The organism is Dactylosporangium sp. NPDC049742 (assembly GCF_040674675.1).
Lineage (GTDB): Bacteria > Actinomycetota > Actinomycetes > Mycobacteriales > Micromonosporaceae > Dactylosporangium > Dactylosporangium maewongense.
This window is the reverse complement of record NZ_JBFANF010000052.1, coordinates 17,891-33,959: the sequence shown is the minus strand read 5'-3', so window position 1 is coordinate 33,959 and position 16,069 is coordinate 17,891. Positions and strand designations below refer to the sequence as shown.

Genomic DNA, 16,069 nt, shown 5'->3' with positions numbered 1-16,069 from the left:
TGATGGCCAGGGCGCCGGGATCATCGCGCCGCCGATCAAACGACGCAGGCGACATCGACTGTGGACCTGGCATGTTCGCGCTGCTAGAGTGCGATTTTCGCGGTTTGTTAGCTGGGAATCTGTCGTATCACCTGGGAGTCGGCGTGGCCCTGCCCGGTCATCCTGTCCGGCCGGGCAACGAAGATCGGCCGGCCGGTGGCACTCTCGTACACCTTAAAATCCTTGGTCCGTTGCGGGTGTGGTGCGACGGTGTCGAAGTGGATGCCGGTCCCCGGCAGCAGGCTTATCTGCTGGCCTTGCTGCTGGCCCGGGTGGGCAGGCCGGTCAGCACGAGCGAGCTGATGGACCTGATCTGGGACTTCGAGGTCCCCAGCAGTGCGCTCAACGTCATCCATAAGTACGTCGGCGCATTGCGGCGACTGCTCGAACCCGCGGTCCCCGCCCGTACACACGGCTCCTACCTGCACCGCCGCGGAAACGCCTACCTGTTCACCGCACCCCCCGGCACCCTGGATCTCGTCACCTTCCGGGAATTCGTCGAGACGGCCAAGGAGGCCCTCGCACAGCAACGCCCTGAAGTGGCGCTCGATCGCTATGTCGAATCGCTCGGCCTCTGGCGGGGCCGTGCGGGCGACGGGTTCACGCACAGGTCAACCGCGCTGCCGATCTTCGCCGCCATCGACGACGAGTTCTACGCCGCGTGCACTGAAGCGGCCGAACTTGCCGTGTCGCTGCGCCGACCGGCACGGGTGCTGCCGGCGTTGCAGCTGGCCGCATCGATGGCGCCGTTCCACGAACCCGTCCACGCCGGCCTCATCTCCACTCTCGGGGCGGCGGGACGTCAGACGGAGGCTCTGTCGTTGTTCCGCGAGTTCCGCGCCCGCCTTGCCGACGAGCTCGGTATCGATCCTGGCCCAGAGCTGCAAGCCGCACACCTGCGAGTGCTGTCGCAGCCCTCGGCGTCGCCGCTCGTGGCGCGTACGGACGGTGGGGGTGACGGCGCGTCGGTGCGAACGGCAGCTGGGCTGGTCGGCCGGGCCGAGGAACTCGCCGTACTGCGGCAATCCGTCGAGATGGCATTCACCGGCCGCCCAGCGCTCCGCATCGTCGAAGGCGAGCCGGGCGTGGGCAAGACCCGCCTGGTGCGAGAGATCGCCACCGAAGCGAGCCGGCGTGGCGTGCTGGTCGTGTGGGGTTCATGTCTGGAGGGCGACGGAACACCGTCGATGTGGCCCTGGGAACAGACGCTCCGCCCGATTCTCGACGGCCTGCCCGCGCCGTTGCGGGAGAAGTGGCTCGCCAGTGAGGTCGGCGGCCTCCTTGAATCGCGAGACAACGATTATGCGGCCACGCCGGCGATTCTCGACAGCGGTGCGCAGTTCCGACTGTTCGAGCAGGTCGTCGCCGTCGTCGGGCAGGCCTCGACACCACGGCCCATGCTGCTGATCGTCGATGACCTGCAGTGGGCCGACGCCGCCTCGCTCCAGCTGTTCGGCCACCTGGCGGGCCGCTTACCCGCCGGCACGGTGATCATCGGTGCGCTGCGCGATCGCGCACCCACACCCGGCTCCAGCCTGTCGCGGGTGCTGGCCGAGGTCAGCCGGCTGCCCGGTCACCGCAGGATCCGGCTCGGCCCGCTCGGCTTGACCGACGTGACCGAGCTCATCCGCCGCGAAACCGGCCACGATCCCGGTGCCGAGGTCGCCCGCGACATCCATGTCCGCACCGCCGGCAATCCGTTCTTCGTCCAGGAGCTGTCCCGGCTGCTCAGCGACGGCGGCTCGCTCGGCGACGGCGGCGCATCAACACGGGCCGGGGTGCCGGGCACCGTACGAGACGTCGTCCGCGATCGGATGACCGGTCTCGACGACAGCGCTCACGGCCTGCTGCGCATCGCCGCGGTCATCGGCCGCGACCTGGACCTCGACCTGCTCGCCCGCGCGATCGGCGTCGACATCGCGGACTGCCTCGAACGCCTCGAACCGCTGCAAGCACTCGGTCTCCTGGAGACCAAGCCGGAAGACCCGTTCTCGTGGCGCTTCGCGCACGACCTGGTCCGCGAGTCGGTCACCGAGACCACTGCGCTGCAGCAGGCCGTCCAGCTGCATCTACGCGTCGCCGACGCCCTCGAACACATCCATGCGGACGACGAGTCCGTCGCCGAACGCCTCGCCTACCACCTGCGGGGCGCCGGCCCCCTGGCCGACCCGGGTCGCACCGCGAAGGCACTGGCGCGCGCCGGTCGCCGCGCGGCAACCAAGCTCGCGTTCGCAGCCGCCTATCGGAACCTGGAATCGGCCGTACAGATCGCCCGGACCGCAGGGCTGCTGGAGCTGGAACTGTCCGTCCTGTCGCTGCACAACCTCCTCGCCGTCGAGCCCCCGGGATTTGGCGGCTCGACGTTCGATCTGCTGGAACGGGGCGCATATCTTGCCGCCAAACTCGGCCGCGACACGGCCGCCGCCGAGTTTCTCTTCTTTCGGATGACCGGGGCCTACGTCAACACCGAGAAAGACCGTGGGATGTGGGCTCGCCGCCTGCATGAGCAAGGCCAGGCGTCCGCGGACCCGATCATCCAGGCGTACGGCCGGCAGGCCTGGGGCCTGTACCAATGGGACATCGGCAACATCGGCGCGGCGTATCAGTGTTTCAGCTGGCTAGGCCATACCACTGCGGACGACGTTGCATCGCTGCTCGCGAACTCCGCCGACCCGCACCCAGGGCCGGCTCAGGAAAGCCTGTACCACCTTGCCAGCCAGGTCGGGGGCGTCCCGATTCGACGCCGCCATGACCTCGGACGTTGGCGGATCCCGGATGAGTGGGTCGGTTATCTGGCCGTGATCACCGCGCTGCAGGGCGATGTCGAGACGGCGCGGTCCCTGCTCGGCACGGTGTACCAAGCCGAGGGAGACACTTTTGAGATGTCGGGCTGGACCCGCTACCAAACCATGGCCGCCTCGATGGCCGGTGACGCGGCCTGGGCGATGCACGCGACCGAGCGGTGGGTCGCGGCCGCCGCCGACCTTCCCGGCGTCGCGCAGGAAGCCTACATACGGCTGGACTGGTACTGGGCCCGTGCCCTCACCGGCGACGACCCGGCCGGCAACGCGGCCAAGGCCGAACATCTCCTGGCCGCGACCCTGCACGACCCGCCACGATGGGGCCTCGCCTACTGGTACGGACTGATCGCCGAAATGTGGCTGGCAGCCGAGATGCCCGACAAGGCCGCGACCGCCCTCGACCGGGCCGACCAGGCCATCAAGGCCCACGGCCAACGCTATGCCGAAGGACTTCTCCTGTTGCTGCGCGCGCGCCTGCTGCACGCCCGCGGCGAACCCGTCGACGTCGTACGAGCCGCCGCCGACGAAGCCCGGGTCCGATCCGGCGAACGGGGGGCCCACCTCTTCGCCCGCCGCGCCGAGAGGTTCCTGGCCGATCTCGAGACGCAGACCAGCGTGGCAACCGGCTGAAGGGCCGGCTACGCGTCTCGGAGCAGGCCCGGGCCGGCCAGGCTGGCCGCGGTGTCCGGGATCGTCTCCTCGATCGGCCGGGGCCGCCAGCCCAGGACTTTCACGCTCGACGCCCGGCGGGCCACGCCCAGGCCCGGAACGACCGTCGCGAAGCGAGGGCTCACCCGCGCGCCGAGGCGGATCGCCCAGTCCGATGCCGTTCGGGTCGGCACCTTGCGGGCCTCCGGGCCGAGCCGTACCCGCAGCAGATTCGCGATCTCCGGTAGCGACATCACCCCCGGCGGCGGCCAGGAACCGCTCGCCCGCGGCGCCCGGCTCGACCATCGCGCGCACGTGCAGGTCCGCGATGTCCCGGATGTCGACCACCGGACTCCGGTTCACGCGGCCAACCTACAACAGAGCCCAGCGACAGGCCGTGAACGTCCGCTCATGAGGCACGATCGGGGCCGGGCAGGCCCCGATCGCCGCCGCGACCGGGGCGCCGGGCCTGGCCGCCTGGATCTCCGACACCGCCTGCGCGCAGATGGCCGCCGCCATCCCCTGCGGTCCTTCGTGGACCGCGCACCTCCTCGGCGGAGACTGGGAAGACTGCCACTTCGACCACGAGATCTTCAACACGTTGCGAGCGCCCGGCGCCGCCCAGCCACCCGCCGACCACGCCCAGCTCGCCACCGATCTGGCCGCATGGTCTACGGCGGCCGGCCGCACCACGACGACGGAGCGCATCGGTGCATTGCTCCGGGTCGACGGCGCAGCCGCGGAGCTTCCACACCACGAACGAACACACGCGCGGCAGACACCCACTGATCACCGCTGGCCGAGAGGGCCGCACACATCTGCCCCCGTTGGTGCGCTGGACCGAGCGGCACTCGTCACAAACCTTCAGCGACACATCGTGGCCGAGGCATTCGTTTCGCCGATGCGTGGTTGTCTGCTAGGTCTTCTTGGCGCGCTCTTCGTCGGCGGCCATCCGGACGTCGCGAAAGTCCGCGACCGCCTCCCGGGCGACGCGGATGAGGTGCGAAAGATTGCCGTGTGCCAGCAGCAGCACGTCATCGAGAACATCTGCAGGTATCTCAAGCTCGTGCGGGCCGTAGCAGTCGTGCCACGCCATGTCGGTCAAGGCCAGCAGATCCAGCGCTGCCTCGACCTCCCGCGGATCGAAGTGGCGCATGATCCGAGGTCGCCGTTCCTGGCGACGCTGATCACTGCCAATCGCCATGCGACCTCCCCAGCCCTGCGGGTGCGACGATCGAGTCTTCCATGACCGGGTGCGTCAAAGCGTTTCTGCTTTGCGGCATGTCCCGCGAGCTGTCTCACCACCAGCCGCGGCGGTCAAGATATGGTGATCGCATGGCTGTCGCTCGATTGGCCTCGATTGTTTTCGACTGTACGGATCCCGCCGGGCTGGCGCAGTTCTGGGCTGCGTTGGTCGGCGGCGAGGTAGCCGTGAGCGGCGACGAGTTCGTTGCGGTACGGACGACACAAGGCTGGATCGCGGCCATGCGGGTGCCGGACTATAGGCCGCCTACGTGGGGCGACGCTGCTGTGCCCAAGCAGATGCATATCGATCTGTCGGTCGACGACCTTGACGAGGCTGAAGCGGAAGCAGTTCGCCTAGGGGCTCAGCTACTCCCCGGTCAACCCGCTCCAGACCGGTACCGAATTTTCTTGGACCCCGCCGGGCATCCTTTCTGCCTCTCGATCCAGATTCCTGATTAAGTCCATTGCCTGATCGGTACGTGGCCAGATCCTTCCTGACCGAGACGCAGTCTTTCTGGTCGGCTACTTTCATCTTGCCCGCTGCCTGTTTCGGCTATGAAGCCTGGCGGTGGGGTTGTCAAGCAGTGGACGGGGTTGGTGCGCAAAGGCGACACGGAGGCCGTGATCAGGCAACTACGATCACTGGCTCTGAGCGTCGGAGGCGTTGAATGACCGTGCAAGAGCAGACATCGACACTGGCCAGTGGGGTTGAGTGGGTCCGCAGGCTGGGGGTGGCGGTCCTGGCCGGTGGCGTTGCCGGGCTGGTTGCCGGGGGTGTCGGCGGGCGGCTGTTCATGCTCGCGCTGGCCCGGCTGAACCATCCGAGGGCGACCGGGGTGCTGAGCGACGACGGCTTCGTCATGGGCCAGTTCACCCTCGCCGGCACCGTCAACCTCCTGCTGGTCTGCACCATCTTGGGCGCGATCGGCGGGCTGGTCTGGGTTGCCGTCCGGGGTCTGCGCTTCGGTCCAGTGTGGTGGCGGCGGGTCAGCGTGCCGCTCGGAGCGACGCTCGTCATCGGGTCGATGATGGTCCACAGTGACGGTGTCGACTTCACGCTGCTCGACCCGCCGCTCGTCGCCGTCGCCCTCGTTCTCTGTGTCCCGCTGCTCGCCACGATCCTCGTCACGTGGCTCGGCGACCGCTGGATCGGCAGCGACCAGACCATCTGGCAGCGGATGCCGGCGGCGGTCGTCTGGACCGCCAGGGGCGCCTTGGCCCTGTTCGCCGGCTGGGCCCTGGTCGACCTGGTCACCAAGGTCAGCCAGATCCTCTGACGGACGCCCGCCCGGAAGCGGGTCAGGAGTCGAGCGAGATGGTCACGGGGCCGCCGGTGGGGTCGGCGGCCGTGACGAGGCTGAACGGGACGCGGAAGACGCGGCCCGGGGCGGCGGGCCAGGGGAGGCGCGCGGCGCCGATGCGGTGGCCGTCCTGGGTGGCGACGACGTGGGGGAAGCGGCGGTAGACGTCGGTCCACAGCTGGAGGCGGCCGCGGACCGGGGGCGGGCCGGTCGGGTGGAACCGCTGCGGTGCGACCCAGCGCAGCGGGGATTCGCAGGTCAGGGCGACGGGTCGTACATCAGCGGCGGCACCGGCGAGGAAGGACAGGACGGCGGGGGTGACGTGGCGGCCGTCGAGGGCGGCCAGGTCGGCGGTGTCGACGGGGTGCAGGAGGTTGCCGGCCGCGAACACGCCCGGGACGCTCGTCGCGAGGGTGGTGTCGACGCGCGGGCCGCGGGTGCCGGGGTCGAGGGCGAGCCCGCCGGTACGGGCGAGCTCGTGCTCGGGGATCCAGTCGCCGGTGAGGACGACGGTGTCGCACGGGACGCGATGGCGGCGGCCGGTGCGCAGGTCCTCGATGTCGACGGACTCGACGCGGCCGTGGCCGTTGACGGCGGTGACGCGGGTGCGGGTCAGGACGGGGACGCCGAACGCGAGCCGGCCCGGCACGCGCAGCGTCGCGTGCGGCGACTCGGTGGTCATGAGCGCGGGGCGGCAGCCGGCGTGGCGCAGGGTGAGGGCGGCGGACCAACTGACGAGGTCGGCGCCGACGATGACCGCCCGGGTGCCGACGTCGCGCCGGTACAGGTGGACGAGCTGCTGGAGCTGGCCGGTGGTGTACACGCCGTCGGGGCGGTCGCCGGGGATGTGCCGGGCGGGTCGCGGGCGTTCGCGGGCGCCGGTGGCGAGGATGACCGCGTCGGCGGTGATGACGCGCCGGCCGCGGGGGGAGGTGACCTCGAGGGAGCGGTCACCGGTCCAGCCGGTGACGGTCGCCTCGGTCTCCAGGCGGGCTCCGGCCGACAGGGCCGCGGCGGTGAGGCGGCGGGCGTAGGCGGGGCCGGAGACGAAGCGGTGGAGGTCGCGGATGCCGTACCCGAGGTGGGCGCTGTGCCTGGGGATGCCGCCGGTCGCGGCCTCCCGCTCCAGGACGAGGACCCCGTCGCCGAGCCGCCGGGCGAGGGCCGCGGCGGCGGTGAGCCCGGCCGGCCCGCCGCCGACGATCGCGACCCTGACGTGCTCACGCATGCCCACCACCGGTGCCTCCGCGCGTCTCGACCAGGTCGCGGAGCTGGGCGCCGCAGTAGAAGCCCTGGCAGCGACCGTTCATCGCCCGTGTACGGCGGCGCAGGCCGTTCAGATCCGCCGGCGGGATCGGGGACGTGTACGCGTCGCGGATCTCGCCCATCGTGACCCGCTCGCAGAAGCACACGACGCGCCCGTACTCCGGGTCGGCGGCGATCGCGGCCGCGTCCTGGTACGGGCGGGGGAACGCCTCGCCGAGGTTCGGCATGCGCGGCGGGTCAGGCAGGTCGGCGCGGGGCGTCACGTCCAGGTGGCCGGACAGCAGCGAGCCGACGTGCTCGGCGATCGCCATCCCGGCGGTGAGGCCGGTGGAGCGGATGCCGCCGACGAGCACGTACCGGCGGGCGGGGTCGACGTCGATCAGGTAGTCGTCGCGGTCGATCGCGGCGCGCAGGCCGGCGTACGTGGCGGTGACCTCCTCGTCGAGGAGGCGCGGCAGTAGCGCGCGGCCCTTGTCGATCAGGAAGTCGAGGCCCGCCGGCGAGGTGCCGGTCGCGGTGCGGTCGTCGAGGTCCTCCGCGGTCGGGCCGAGCATGACGTTGCCGTAGACCGTCGGGCTGACCAGGACGCCCTTGCCCACCTTGGACGGCACAGGCAGCACGATGCACGGCACCAGCGGCCGGGCCGCCTTGTCGAACACGAACAGCTCGCCGCGGCGCGGCGTCACGGTGAACCGTTCGTGGCCGAACAGTCGGTCGACGGTGTCCGCGCCGAGCCCGGCCGCGTTGACCACCCAGCGTGCGGTGACGTCGCCGCCCGTACACACGAGGCGAACGGCATCAGGAGTGCTGTCGACGTCCGTGACGCGGTGCCCGAGCAGGAGCGTCACGCCGCGGTTGACGGCGTCGGTGGCGAGGGCCAGGTTGGTCGTCCACGTACACGTGATCGACTCGCCGGGGACGGTCATCCCGCCGAGCGCGCCCGGACCGAGGTCGGGGACTTTCGCGTAGACGTCGGCGGCGCTGACGAGCTCGCATTCGCGGTACCCGTTGCGCTCAGCCTTCTCGCGCAGGCGTGGCAGGGTATCCAGCTGCTCGCCGGTCCACGCGACGAGCAGCGCGCCGGTGCGTTCGACGGGGATGCCGGTGGCCTTCGCGTAGTCGCCGAGCATGGTGTACCCGCGGGCGACGAGACGGGCCTCGAGCGTGCCCGGGGTGGCGTCGAACCCGGTGTGCAGGATCGCCGTGTTGGCCTTGCTGGTGCCGTCGCCGACGTCGTCGCGGGCCTCGACCAGCGCGACGGTGAGCGACGTGCCGCCGAGCAGGCGGGCGATCGCGGCGCCGACGATGCCGCCGCCGATGACCGCGACGTCGTAGGTGGTCATCGCTGCGCTACCGCGGCGTGGAAGCGGGCCATGTGCTCGGCGGCCCGGTCCGGCGACCAGCGCGGCTCGTAGACCGCGGACGGCCGCCACCCGCCGGTCACGTCCGCCGTGGTCAGCGCCGGGTCGAGGGCGAGCGCGGCGCAGGCGGCGGCGCCGAGCGGGGTCGCGTGCGGCGACGGGTACACCTCGACCGGCAGCTGCGCGAGATCCGCCTGCGCCTGCATGAGGACCCGCGAGCGGGTGAGCCCGCCGTCGACCCGCAGCCGCGTCAGGGGCGTGCCGAGGTCGTCGCCGGCGAGCCGCGCGACCGCCGCGACCTGCGCGGCCACGCCCTCCAGGACCGCCCGGACGAGGTGGCCGCGGCCGGTGCTGAGCGTCATGCCCGTGAGTTGCGCGGTCGCGCCGGCGTCCCACCACGGCGCGGCGAGCCCGGCCAGCGCCGGCACGCACAGCACCCCGCCGTTGTCGTCGGCGGCGACGGTGTCGAGCTGGTCGGCGCCGTCGATGAGCCCGAGGTCGGCGAGCCAGCGCACCGCGGACGCGGCCGTGTACACCTGCCCGTCGAGGCAGTACTCCACCCGGTCGCGCAGTCGCCACGCGATCGATGCCGACAGGCCGTGCGCCGACCGTCTCGGTGCCGCGCCGAGCTGGGCGAGCATGAAAGCGCCCGTACCGTACGTGCACTTCGCCTCCCCGGCCCGCAGGCAGGCCTCGGCGAGCAGCGCCGCCTGCTGGTCGACGATGAGCCCGGTCACCGGCACCTCGCCGCCGAACGCCGTGGTCGTGCCGACGACCGCGTCGCTGGCGACGACCTCCGGCAGCGCCTCCCCGCCGAGGCCGAACACGTCGAGCAGCTCCCCGCTCCACGCGCCGGTGTCGAGGTCGAGCAGCAGCGACCGGCTGGCCGTGGACGCGTCGGTGACGAACGCGCCGCACAGTTGGTGCACGAGCCACGTGTCGGTGGTGGTGACGACACCGTCGGTGGTGAGGTGCTCGCGGATCCAGCGCATCTTCGGCGCGGAGAAGTACGGGTCGAGGACCAGTCCGGTACGGGCGGCGACCGTCGTCTCGTGCGCCCGCCGTGCGTCACAGACCGCCTCCGCGCGCCGGTCCTGCCATACGATCGCCGGCGTGAGCGGCGCGCCGGTCGCCCGGTCCCACGCGAGGACCGTCTCGCCCTGGTTGGCGAGCGCGACCGCGGTGATCCGATGCCCCTCGGCGGCGCGCCGGCCGGCGGTGAGCACCGACTCCAGCAGCGCGCCCGGGTCCTGCTCGACACCGCCGCCGCCGATGTACGACGGCCGCAGCGGCTCCTCGGCGATCGCCAGCACCGCCCCACGGCCATCGGTGACCACGGCCTTGGTGCCCGACGTCCCCTGGTCGACCGCGAGAATGCGCATGGTCACGTATACCAGTTCTCGTTCGCTCCCTAAAGATGAACAACAGGTGAAGCAGGCGCGAACTCCCTTTCGGGATCTCGGCACCGGGCGTTCAGCGTCCTACGGTCGTAGGTATGACGACCATGGTGCGGCAGCGGGTCGACGTCGCCGCGGCCAGGGACCTCGCCGAGGCCCTGCTCACCGACCTGCCGCAGCGCTGGGCACACACCGCGGGCGTGGCCGCCCGGGCCGTCGAGCTGTGCGCCGCCCTCGGCCCCGCGATGTCCCCGGCCGACCGCGACCGGGTCGTCGCCGCCGCCTGGCTGCACGACATCGGCTACGCCGACCCCGTGCGCGACACCGGCTTCCACCCGCTGGACGGCGCCCGGTTCCTGCGCGGCGCCGGCTGGGCCGCCCGGATCAACGCCCTGGTCGCCCACCACTCGGGCGCCTGCTACGTCGCGGAGGTCCGCGGCCTGCACCACGAGCTGGCGGAGTTCCCGCGCGAGTTGTCCCTGGTCGCCGACACCCTCACGTACGCCGACCAGACCGTCGGCCCGGACGGCACCCGCGTCGACGTCCGCACCCGCATGGCCGAGATGCTGTCCCGCCACGGCGCCACCTCCGACAACGCCCGCGTCCACCACCTGCGCGCCCCGGACATCCTCGCCACCGCCGCCCGCGTCGAACACCACCTCCACCTCGCCACCGCGTAGCACCCGCCGCGCGGTCACGGGACGACGCGGACGGCCCGGTAGTCGAAGCCGTCCTGGCCGGGTGACTCCCAGTCGAGGCGGACCACCTGCCCCCGCTCCAGCGCCCGGAAACCGGGCATGTCGATGTGGCTGAAGTGCGAAGTCAGTGGTGTCGGCCAGGATGAGCCCACAGCCGTGGTTGTGTGGGTAGGGGCGGCGTCGGAAAATGAGGGTGCTTGATGAGCGAAGCGTTCTACTCGCACGCGAGGCTGTACGACCTGATGTTCCCGGGCGGCGGAACCGCGGTCGACTTCTACCGGGCCGAAGCAGATCGGCAAGGCGGAAGCGTATTGGAGCTCGGGTGCGGCACGGGGCACAAGCTGATCCCCATCGCGTCCGACGGGCGGTCGTGCGTCGGCCTGGATTTTTCGTCGGACATGCTGGCTGAGGCGCGGCGTAAGGCGGACGAGCGTGGTGTCGCGGTGGAATGGATGCAGGGCGACATGCGGGCCTTCGATCTGGAGCGCACCTTCGACTTCGTGTTCATCACGGCCAATTCCCTGCTGCATCTTCATGAGGCTGACGATCTGGTGAGCTGCTTCCGGTCGGTCCGAAGACACCTCGCGCCCGGAGGACGGTTCGTCTTCGACGTGTTCAACCCGAACGTGCGCCTCCTGGCCGGAGCCGACGGCGTACGGCGGACCCGGGAGTCGTTGTCGTTCATGGATCCTGACCGCGGCAACGTCGGCGTGGATGTCTCCGAGATCTACGATGCGCCCGCGCAAGTCACCCGCGGGACGTGGTACCTCTCGACCGACTCCGAGCCGGACTTCGTGGTCGCACCGCTCCACATCAGGAGCATCTTCCCGCAGGAGTTGCCACTGCTCATCTCGCTCGGCGGCCTTCGGCTCACCGAGCGCTTCGGCGACTGGACACGTCGGCCATTTGGCGTAGATTCGCCGCTCCAACTCTGCGTCTGCGAGTGAAACGGGACGTGAGGGGCTTCCTCCATGAACCCGCCGCGCCGATCTTGATCATGTTTGACCGCAGAGAGTGCCACGAATGCCGGCGGCAGGCCACAGCTGCCGTGCGATCTGCGGACCGGCGCGGCCGTTCTTGAGATGCAACGTCAAACCGATCGTCTGATCTTCATCGGCCTCCGAGTCACTAGCATCGGCGCGATCGCAGCCGCCCGCTGCGTGGAAACGGAGATGCAATGCAACAGAAGCTTCAGACCCGGGCGTTCGAGCAGGTGGCGCCGATCCTGCAGCCCGGTGAGCAGCCGCTCGTGGCGACGCGGGCCATGGTCGGGAAGTTTTCGGCCGGCCGCCTCGGGACTGTCGTCAGCCAGGCGGTGGTCGTGGAGGGCGGAGGGTTGCTGGGCGCGGCGTTGGCTTCGACCGGCAAGCAGTTCGTCGTCCTCACCAACCACCGACTGATCTTCCTGTCGCAGACGTTCCTGGGTGGCCCCGGCAAGAACGTCCTCGGCGAGGTGCCCCGGGCACAGCTCTCGCTGGTCGAGGTCAAGATGGGAATCGTGAGCTTGCTGCGCCTGTCGTTCGGCACTCCGGGCGATGGTGTGGCGCTCAGCTTCCCGCGGGTGGACAAGAAGAACGCCGAGGCGCTCGCGGAAGCACTGCAGCAGGCTCCGACCGCCTGACCATTGCATCCATGCGTGCACCGCTGCTGCCGACCGCATGCGCCGGCCGGCAGCAGCATTCGCGTTCCTCGCCGTCCCGATGCGGACCGGCGAAGATCCGATGCGCGCCCATCGGCATGTGCGAGCGTCCAGGAGATGCGGCAGACGACAAGCGAGCCTACGGACCGTGATGGCCGTCCAGTTGGCCAGCGCGCACGGTCGGCGGCATGAGCGTAAACGCGATCAAGGCGGCGGCAAGCTTGGCAAGAGCGGACTTATAGGTCCTAACAAATTTGGGTGAGGGTCTTCCGTCCTTTGTGGAGGATGATCTAACATCTTCGGCCGTGAGGCGTGGTGAGCAGCCGCCGTGGATCGTGCCGGACGGGCTGTGGCAGCGTATCGAGCCGTTGCTGCCCAAGCCCAAGCGTGACCCACGGCGTCCGGGCCGGCCGCGGGTGCCGGACCGGCAGGTGTTGTCTGGCATCCTGTTCGTGCTGCACACCGGGATCCAGTGGGAGTTCCTGCCCCAGGAACTGGGGTTCGGGTCCGGGATGACCTGCTGGCGGCGCCTGGAGGAGTGGAACTGCGCCGGGGTGTGGCAGCGGCTGCACGAACTGCTCCTCGCCGAGCTGCACGGTGCGGGGAAGCTGGACTGGTCCAGGGCGGTCATCGACTCCTCGCACGTGCGGGCGGCACGCCGTGGCCCAAAGCGGCCGAGCCCGGTCGACTGCGCCCGAGCGGGCTCGAAGCACCACGTCCTGACCGAGGGCGCCGGTATCCCCCTGGCCGTGTCACTGACCGGCGGCAACCGCAATGACGTCACCGAACTGCTTCCGCTGATCGACAAGGTCCCACCGGTCCGGGGCCGCCGCGGACGGCCCCGGCAGCGGCCGGACGAGGTGTTCGCCGACCGCGCCTACGACCACGACAAGTACCGCAAGGCCGTGCGTGCCAAGGGCGTCCGCCCGCGCATCGCCCGCCGCGGCACACCCCACGGCTCCGGGCTGGGCGTGTACAGGTGGGTGATCGAGCGGACGATCGCCTGGTACCACGGCATGAAACGACTCCGCATCCGCTGGGAACGCCGCGACGACATGCACGAAGCGTTCCTCGGCCTCGCCACCTGCATCATCACGTACCGCCACGTCGTACGACTTTGTTAGGAACTCTTAGGAGGTAGCGGCATGACCCGACCGGCGATGGTGACCAGCAGCCCTGTGCACACCAGTGACAGCCGCTACTGGATCGCCGAGGACGTCCCCTCCCCGGAGCACCCTGACTACTCCAACGGCATGGTCGATCTGTTCCCCGGCGCCGCAGCGGTCATCACCGGCACGGGAACCGGTCCAGTCGGCCTCACGCTGGAGCTGCACGAAGCGGCGCCGCCGCTCGTGACCGACGACTGGGATGAGGTCGTCGACTTCACCCTCTGGGCGCACGAAGGCATCCTGCGCATCGTCGAAACCGTCGACCGGACGACCTCCTACCCGCTGCTGTCCTGGCAAGGACCAGGCGGCTACCGGATCAGGCTGCACGCCAGAGGCCGCGACGCCGCATACGACCTGACTCCGGAGACACCGATCGAACACCACCTGATCCAGGTCTGGCCAACCACATCCGACGAAGACGAACCAGTCCAGAACCACAAACTCACCGACGCCCTCGGCGGCTACTGGAGATCCCGCCACCGGTAACGTCCCCCTGCCCACGCCCTGGTGTCGCCTCAAGTGGCTCGGCTTGACGAGCTCCTCGTGTCCGTCGCGTCTGTGTCACGCGCCGCGGGTGGCGCGGGTCGGGTCGTGGCGAAGGCCGGCGTCGTGGGCGACGACGATGGCCTGTGCGCGGTCTCGGACGTCGAGCTTGGCGAGGATGTGGCGGACGTGGGTCTTCACCGTCGCCATGCTGATGACGAGGTCGGCGGCGATCTCCGTGTTGGACAGGCCGGCGCCGATGCGGCCGAGGACCTCCAGCTCGCGGTCGCTCAGCTCGCGCAGGCCGGGTGGCGGCGACGACGGCGGCTGCTGCGCCGGGGGCCGGGCGGCGAAGTGGTCCAGGACGCGGGTCAGGACACTCGGCGCGAGGACGGGCTCGCCGGCCACGGCGTGGCGGATCGCGTCGCTCAGGCCGTCGGACGTGACGTCCTTGAGCAGGAAGCCGGCCGCGCCGGCCCGTAGGGCGTCGAGGACGTGCTGGTCGGTGTCGAACGTGGTCAGCGCCAGCACCCGGGTGCGTCCCGCGGTGTCCTCGACGATCCGCCGGGTCGCCTCGACGCCGTCCATCACCGGCATCCGCAGGTCCATGAGCACCACGTCCGGGCCGTGCGCGGCCACCGCGGCGACCGCCTCAGCTCCGTCGGCCGCCTCCGCGACCACCTCGAACCCGGCCAGCTCCAGGATGAGCCGCAGCCCGTGCCGCACCAGCACCTGGTCGTCGGCGATGACGACGCTGGTCATGCGGCCACTCCTGATTGCGGCAGCGTCACGTGTACCTCGAAGCGTCCGCCGCCCTTGGTCGCCGCGAACGTGCCGCCGAGCAGCTCGGCCCGGTGCCGCATGCCGGCGAGGCCGCGGCCCTCCCGGTCGCCGGTCCGGCTGTCATCGACGGCCCGTGCCTGCGCGCCGGCGCCGGCGTCGTTCGCCGCGGTGACCGTGACCGTGTCCTGGGTCCAGTGCACGTCGACCGTCACGGGCGTGCCGGGGGCGTGCCGGCCGGCGTTGGTCAGGCACTCGCGGACGATCCGGTGGACCGCGAGCCACACCGACGTGTGGCCGGCCCACGGCGTGCCGGTGACGGTGAGCGAGTTCGCGATCCCCGCGTCCCGGGCCCGGCGGGCGAGGTCGGTGAGGCCGGCCGGGGTCGCGTCGGTGGGGTCGGTCGGCGGCGCCACGACGTCCAACGCGGCACGGATCTCCCGCAGCGTCCGGTGCGCGGTCTCGCGGATCGCCTCGACGGGCGCGGCGGCCCGGTCGGGGGCGAGCCGCAGCGCCGCAGACGCCGCCTCGGCCTGCACGGCGATCAGCGTCAGCTCGTGGCCGAGGACGTCGTGCAGCTCGCGGGCGACCCGGGCCCGCTCCTCGCTGACCGCGGCCTCCTGCACCTTGCGCTTCTCCGCCTCCAGCTCGCGGGCCAGGTCCAGCAGCGCCTGGTGCTGCTGGCGCTGCCGGCGCACGACGCGCCCGGCGAGGACCGGCGCGACGACGACGAGGACCGAGCCGATCGCCGCCGTCGGCACCTCCGGGCCGAGCAGCGTGCCGACGACGCCCGTCACGCACGCCCACACGGACACCGCCCACACCGCCGCGCGGGGCGCGCCGTAGGCGCCGAGGGCGTAGAACTGCAGCAGCACCGTGACGAAGCCCAGCAGCGGGAACCCGTCCATCGTGATGAGCCAGAACGCGCTGGACACCGCGGCCGCCTCGACCGGGTGCCGGCGGCGCCACGCGAGCGGCAGCGTCGACCCGACGACGAACAGCTCGCCGATCCCCGGCGCGGCGAACGGCATCGCCAGCGCCTGGACGAGCCCGGCGACCGTCAGCACGGCGGTCAGGACGACGTCCAGCCGGGTCACGTGCAGCCGGTCCAGCCTGGGGTTCACGCCGCGAGCGTAAGCCATGGCCAGCGGCACGGGCCTCATCCCACGGGCTGATCGTCGGAGCAGCCCGTGGGTCGATGCGGGTCGGTCGGCGCCGTTCGTACCGTGGCGGCATCCGCAG

At 71.0% G+C, this 16,069-nt stretch carries 15 protein-coding genes; 8 read left to right on the top strand and 7 right to left on the bottom strand.

Annotated features, from left to right (window positions below; all coding sequences use genetic code 11):
* The first annotated feature begins 71 nt into the window (after window positions 1–71).
* Entirely contained in the window at window positions 72–3,470 is a 3,399-nt protein-coding gene (locus AB0J72_RS42940) for a BTAD domain-containing putative transcriptional regulator (protein ID WP_363410466.1), read from the top strand.
* Window positions 3,471–3,478: 8 nt separating this feature from the next.
* Here AB0J72_RS42940 and AB0J72_RS42935 read toward each other — a convergent pair whose 3' ends face one another.
* Complete coding sequence (locus AB0J72_RS42935; protein ID WP_363410464.1) at window positions 3,479–3,742, bottom strand: hypothetical protein; 264 nt, start codon at window positions 3,740–3,742, stop codon at window positions 3,479–3,481.
* Between the two features lie 662 nt (window positions 3,743–4,404).
* Window positions 4,405–4,692: a hypothetical protein gene (locus tag AB0J72_RS42930; RefSeq protein ID WP_363410461.1), complete on the bottom strand. Its 288-nt coding sequence runs from the start codon at window positions 4,690–4,692 to the stop codon at window positions 4,405–4,407.
* Between the two features lie 131 nt (window positions 4,693–4,823).
* Between AB0J72_RS42930 and AB0J72_RS42925 the strand changes: the two genes are divergently transcribed.
* Together AB0J72_RS42925 and AB0J72_RS42920 are read left to right on the top strand one after the other, a co-directional pair.
* On the top strand, window positions 4,824–5,192 hold the full coding sequence (locus AB0J72_RS42925) for a VOC family protein (protein WP_363410458.1): 369 nt from the start codon (window positions 4,824–4,826) through the stop codon (window positions 5,190–5,192).
* 209 nt (window positions 5,193–5,401) lie between these two features.
* Window positions 5,402–6,010: a hypothetical protein gene (locus AB0J72_RS42920; RefSeq protein WP_363410455.1), complete on the top strand. Its 609-nt coding sequence runs from the start codon at window positions 5,402–5,404 to the stop codon at window positions 6,008–6,010.
* 22 nt (window positions 6,011–6,032) lie between these two features.
* Here AB0J72_RS42920 and AB0J72_RS42915 read toward each other — a convergent pair whose 3' ends face one another.
* Genes AB0J72_RS42915 through AB0J72_RS42905 form a run of 3 tightly spaced genes read right to left on the bottom strand, consistent with a single transcriptional unit; the run spans window position 6,033 to window position 10,043 of the window.
* Window positions 6,033–7,262: an FAD-dependent oxidoreductase gene (locus tag AB0J72_RS42915; RefSeq protein WP_363410452.1), complete on the bottom strand. Its 1,230-nt coding sequence runs from the start codon at window positions 7,260–7,262 to the stop codon at window positions 6,033–6,035.
* A complete protein-coding gene (locus AB0J72_RS42910) occupies window positions 7,255–8,643 on the bottom strand; it encodes an NAD(P)/FAD-dependent oxidoreductase (RefSeq protein ID WP_363410449.1) in 1,389 nt (462 codons plus the stop codon). Before AB0J72_RS42910 ends, AB0J72_RS42915 begins: the two co-directional genes overlap by 8 nt.
* The gene (locus tag AB0J72_RS42905; RefSeq protein WP_363410646.1) at window positions 8,640–10,043 is read right to left on the bottom strand and encodes an FGGY family carbohydrate kinase; all 1,404 of its coding nucleotides are present in this window, start codon (window positions 10,041–10,043) and stop codon (window positions 8,640–8,642) included. The genes AB0J72_RS42910 and AB0J72_RS42905 overlap by 4 nt, the downstream gene beginning before the upstream one ends.
* Before the next feature lie 113 nt (window positions 10,044–10,156).
* Here AB0J72_RS42905 and AB0J72_RS42900 point away from each other — a divergent pair, with 113 nt between their 5' ends.
* The 5 genes from AB0J72_RS42900 to AB0J72_RS42880 all read left to right on the top strand — a co-directional run bounded on the left by AB0J72_RS42900 (window position 10,157) and on the right by AB0J72_RS42880 (window position 14,050).
* On the top strand, window positions 10,157–10,738 hold the full coding sequence (locus AB0J72_RS42900; RefSeq protein WP_363410446.1) for an HD domain-containing protein: 582 nt from the start codon (window positions 10,157–10,159) through the stop codon (window positions 10,736–10,738).
* Window positions 10,739–10,956: 218 nt separating this feature from the next.
* The gene (locus AB0J72_RS42895; RefSeq protein WP_363410443.1) at window positions 10,957–11,703 is read left to right on the top strand and encodes a class I SAM-dependent methyltransferase; all 747 of its coding nucleotides are present in this window, start codon (window positions 10,957–10,959) and stop codon (window positions 11,701–11,703) included.
* A 230-nt stretch (window positions 11,704–11,933) separates the two neighbouring features.
* Window positions 11,934–12,377 (top strand): hypothetical protein, encoded by a 444-nt coding sequence (locus AB0J72_RS42890; protein WP_363410440.1) that lies wholly within the window; start codon window positions 11,934–11,936, stop codon window positions 12,375–12,377.
* 323 nt (window positions 12,378–12,700) lie between these two features.
* Entirely contained in the window at window positions 12,701–13,519 is an 819-nt protein-coding gene (locus AB0J72_RS42885) for an IS5 family transposase (RefSeq protein WP_363410437.1), read from the top strand.
* A gap of 21 nt (window positions 13,520–13,540) precedes the next feature.
* On the top strand, window positions 13,541–14,050 hold the full coding sequence (locus tag AB0J72_RS42880) for a hypothetical protein (RefSeq protein WP_363410434.1): 510 nt from the start codon (window positions 13,541–13,543) through the stop codon (window positions 14,048–14,050).
* 75 nt (window positions 14,051–14,125) lie between these two features.
* Here AB0J72_RS42880 and AB0J72_RS42875 read toward each other — a convergent pair whose 3' ends face one another.
* Together AB0J72_RS42875 and AB0J72_RS42870 are read right to left on the bottom strand one after the other, a co-directional pair.
* Window positions 14,126–14,809: a response regulator transcription factor gene (locus tag AB0J72_RS42875; protein ID WP_363410431.1), complete on the bottom strand. Its 684-nt coding sequence runs from the start codon at window positions 14,807–14,809 to the stop codon at window positions 14,126–14,128.
* Window positions 14,806–15,951, bottom strand: a complete 1,146-nt coding sequence (locus AB0J72_RS42870) for a histidine kinase (RefSeq protein WP_363410428.1) — start codon at window positions 15,949–15,951, stop codon at window positions 14,806–14,808. The genes AB0J72_RS42875 and AB0J72_RS42870 overlap by 4 nt, the downstream gene beginning before the upstream one ends.
* Between the last annotated feature and the right edge of the window lie 118 nt (window positions 15,952–16,069).

Coding starts and splice junctions, on each gene's coding strand:
- AB0J72_RS42880 (WP_363410434.1), top strand. CDS start 13,541: ATGACCCGACCGGCGATGGTGACCAGCAGCCCTGTGCACACCAGTGAC.
- AB0J72_RS42910 (WP_363410449.1), bottom strand. CDS start 8,643: ATGACCACCTACGACGTCGCGGTCATCGGCGGCGGCATCGTCGGCGCC.
- AB0J72_RS42935 (WP_363410464.1), bottom strand. CDS start 3,742: ATGTCGCTACCGGAGATCGCGAATCTGCTGCGGGTACGGCTCGGCCCG.
- AB0J72_RS42890 (WP_363410440.1), top strand. CDS start 11,934: ATGCAACAGAAGCTTCAGACCCGGGCGTTCGAGCAGGTGGCGCCGATC.
- AB0J72_RS42915 (WP_363410452.1), bottom strand. CDS start 7,262: ATGCGTGAGCACGTCAGGGTCGCGATCGTCGGCGGCGGGCCGGCCGGG.
- AB0J72_RS42925 (WP_363410458.1), top strand. CDS start 4,824: ATGGCTGTCGCTCGATTGGCCTCGATTGTTTTCGACTGTACGGATCCC.
- AB0J72_RS42895 (WP_363410443.1), top strand. CDS start 10,957: ATGAGCGAAGCGTTCTACTCGCACGCGAGGCTGTACGACCTGATGTTC.
- AB0J72_RS42930 (WP_363410461.1), bottom strand. CDS start 4,692: ATGGCGATTGGCAGTGATCAGCGTCGCCAGGAACGGCGACCTCGGATC.
- AB0J72_RS42940 (WP_363410466.1), top strand. CDS start 72: ATGTTCGCGCTGCTAGAGTGCGATTTTCGCGGTTTGTTAGCTGGGAAT.
- AB0J72_RS42900 (WP_363410446.1), top strand. CDS start 10,157: ATGACGACCATGGTGCGGCAGCGGGTCGACGTCGCCGCGGCCAGGGAC.
- AB0J72_RS42920 (WP_363410455.1), top strand. CDS start 5,402: ATGACCGTGCAAGAGCAGACATCGACACTGGCCAGTGGGGTTGAGTGG.
- AB0J72_RS42905 (WP_363410646.1), bottom strand. CDS start 10,043: ATGCGCATTCTCGCGGTCGACCAGGGGACGTCGGGCACCAAGGCCGTG.
- AB0J72_RS42875 (WP_363410431.1), bottom strand. CDS start 14,809: ATGACCAGCGTCGTCATCGCCGACGACCAGGTGCTGGTGCGGCACGGG.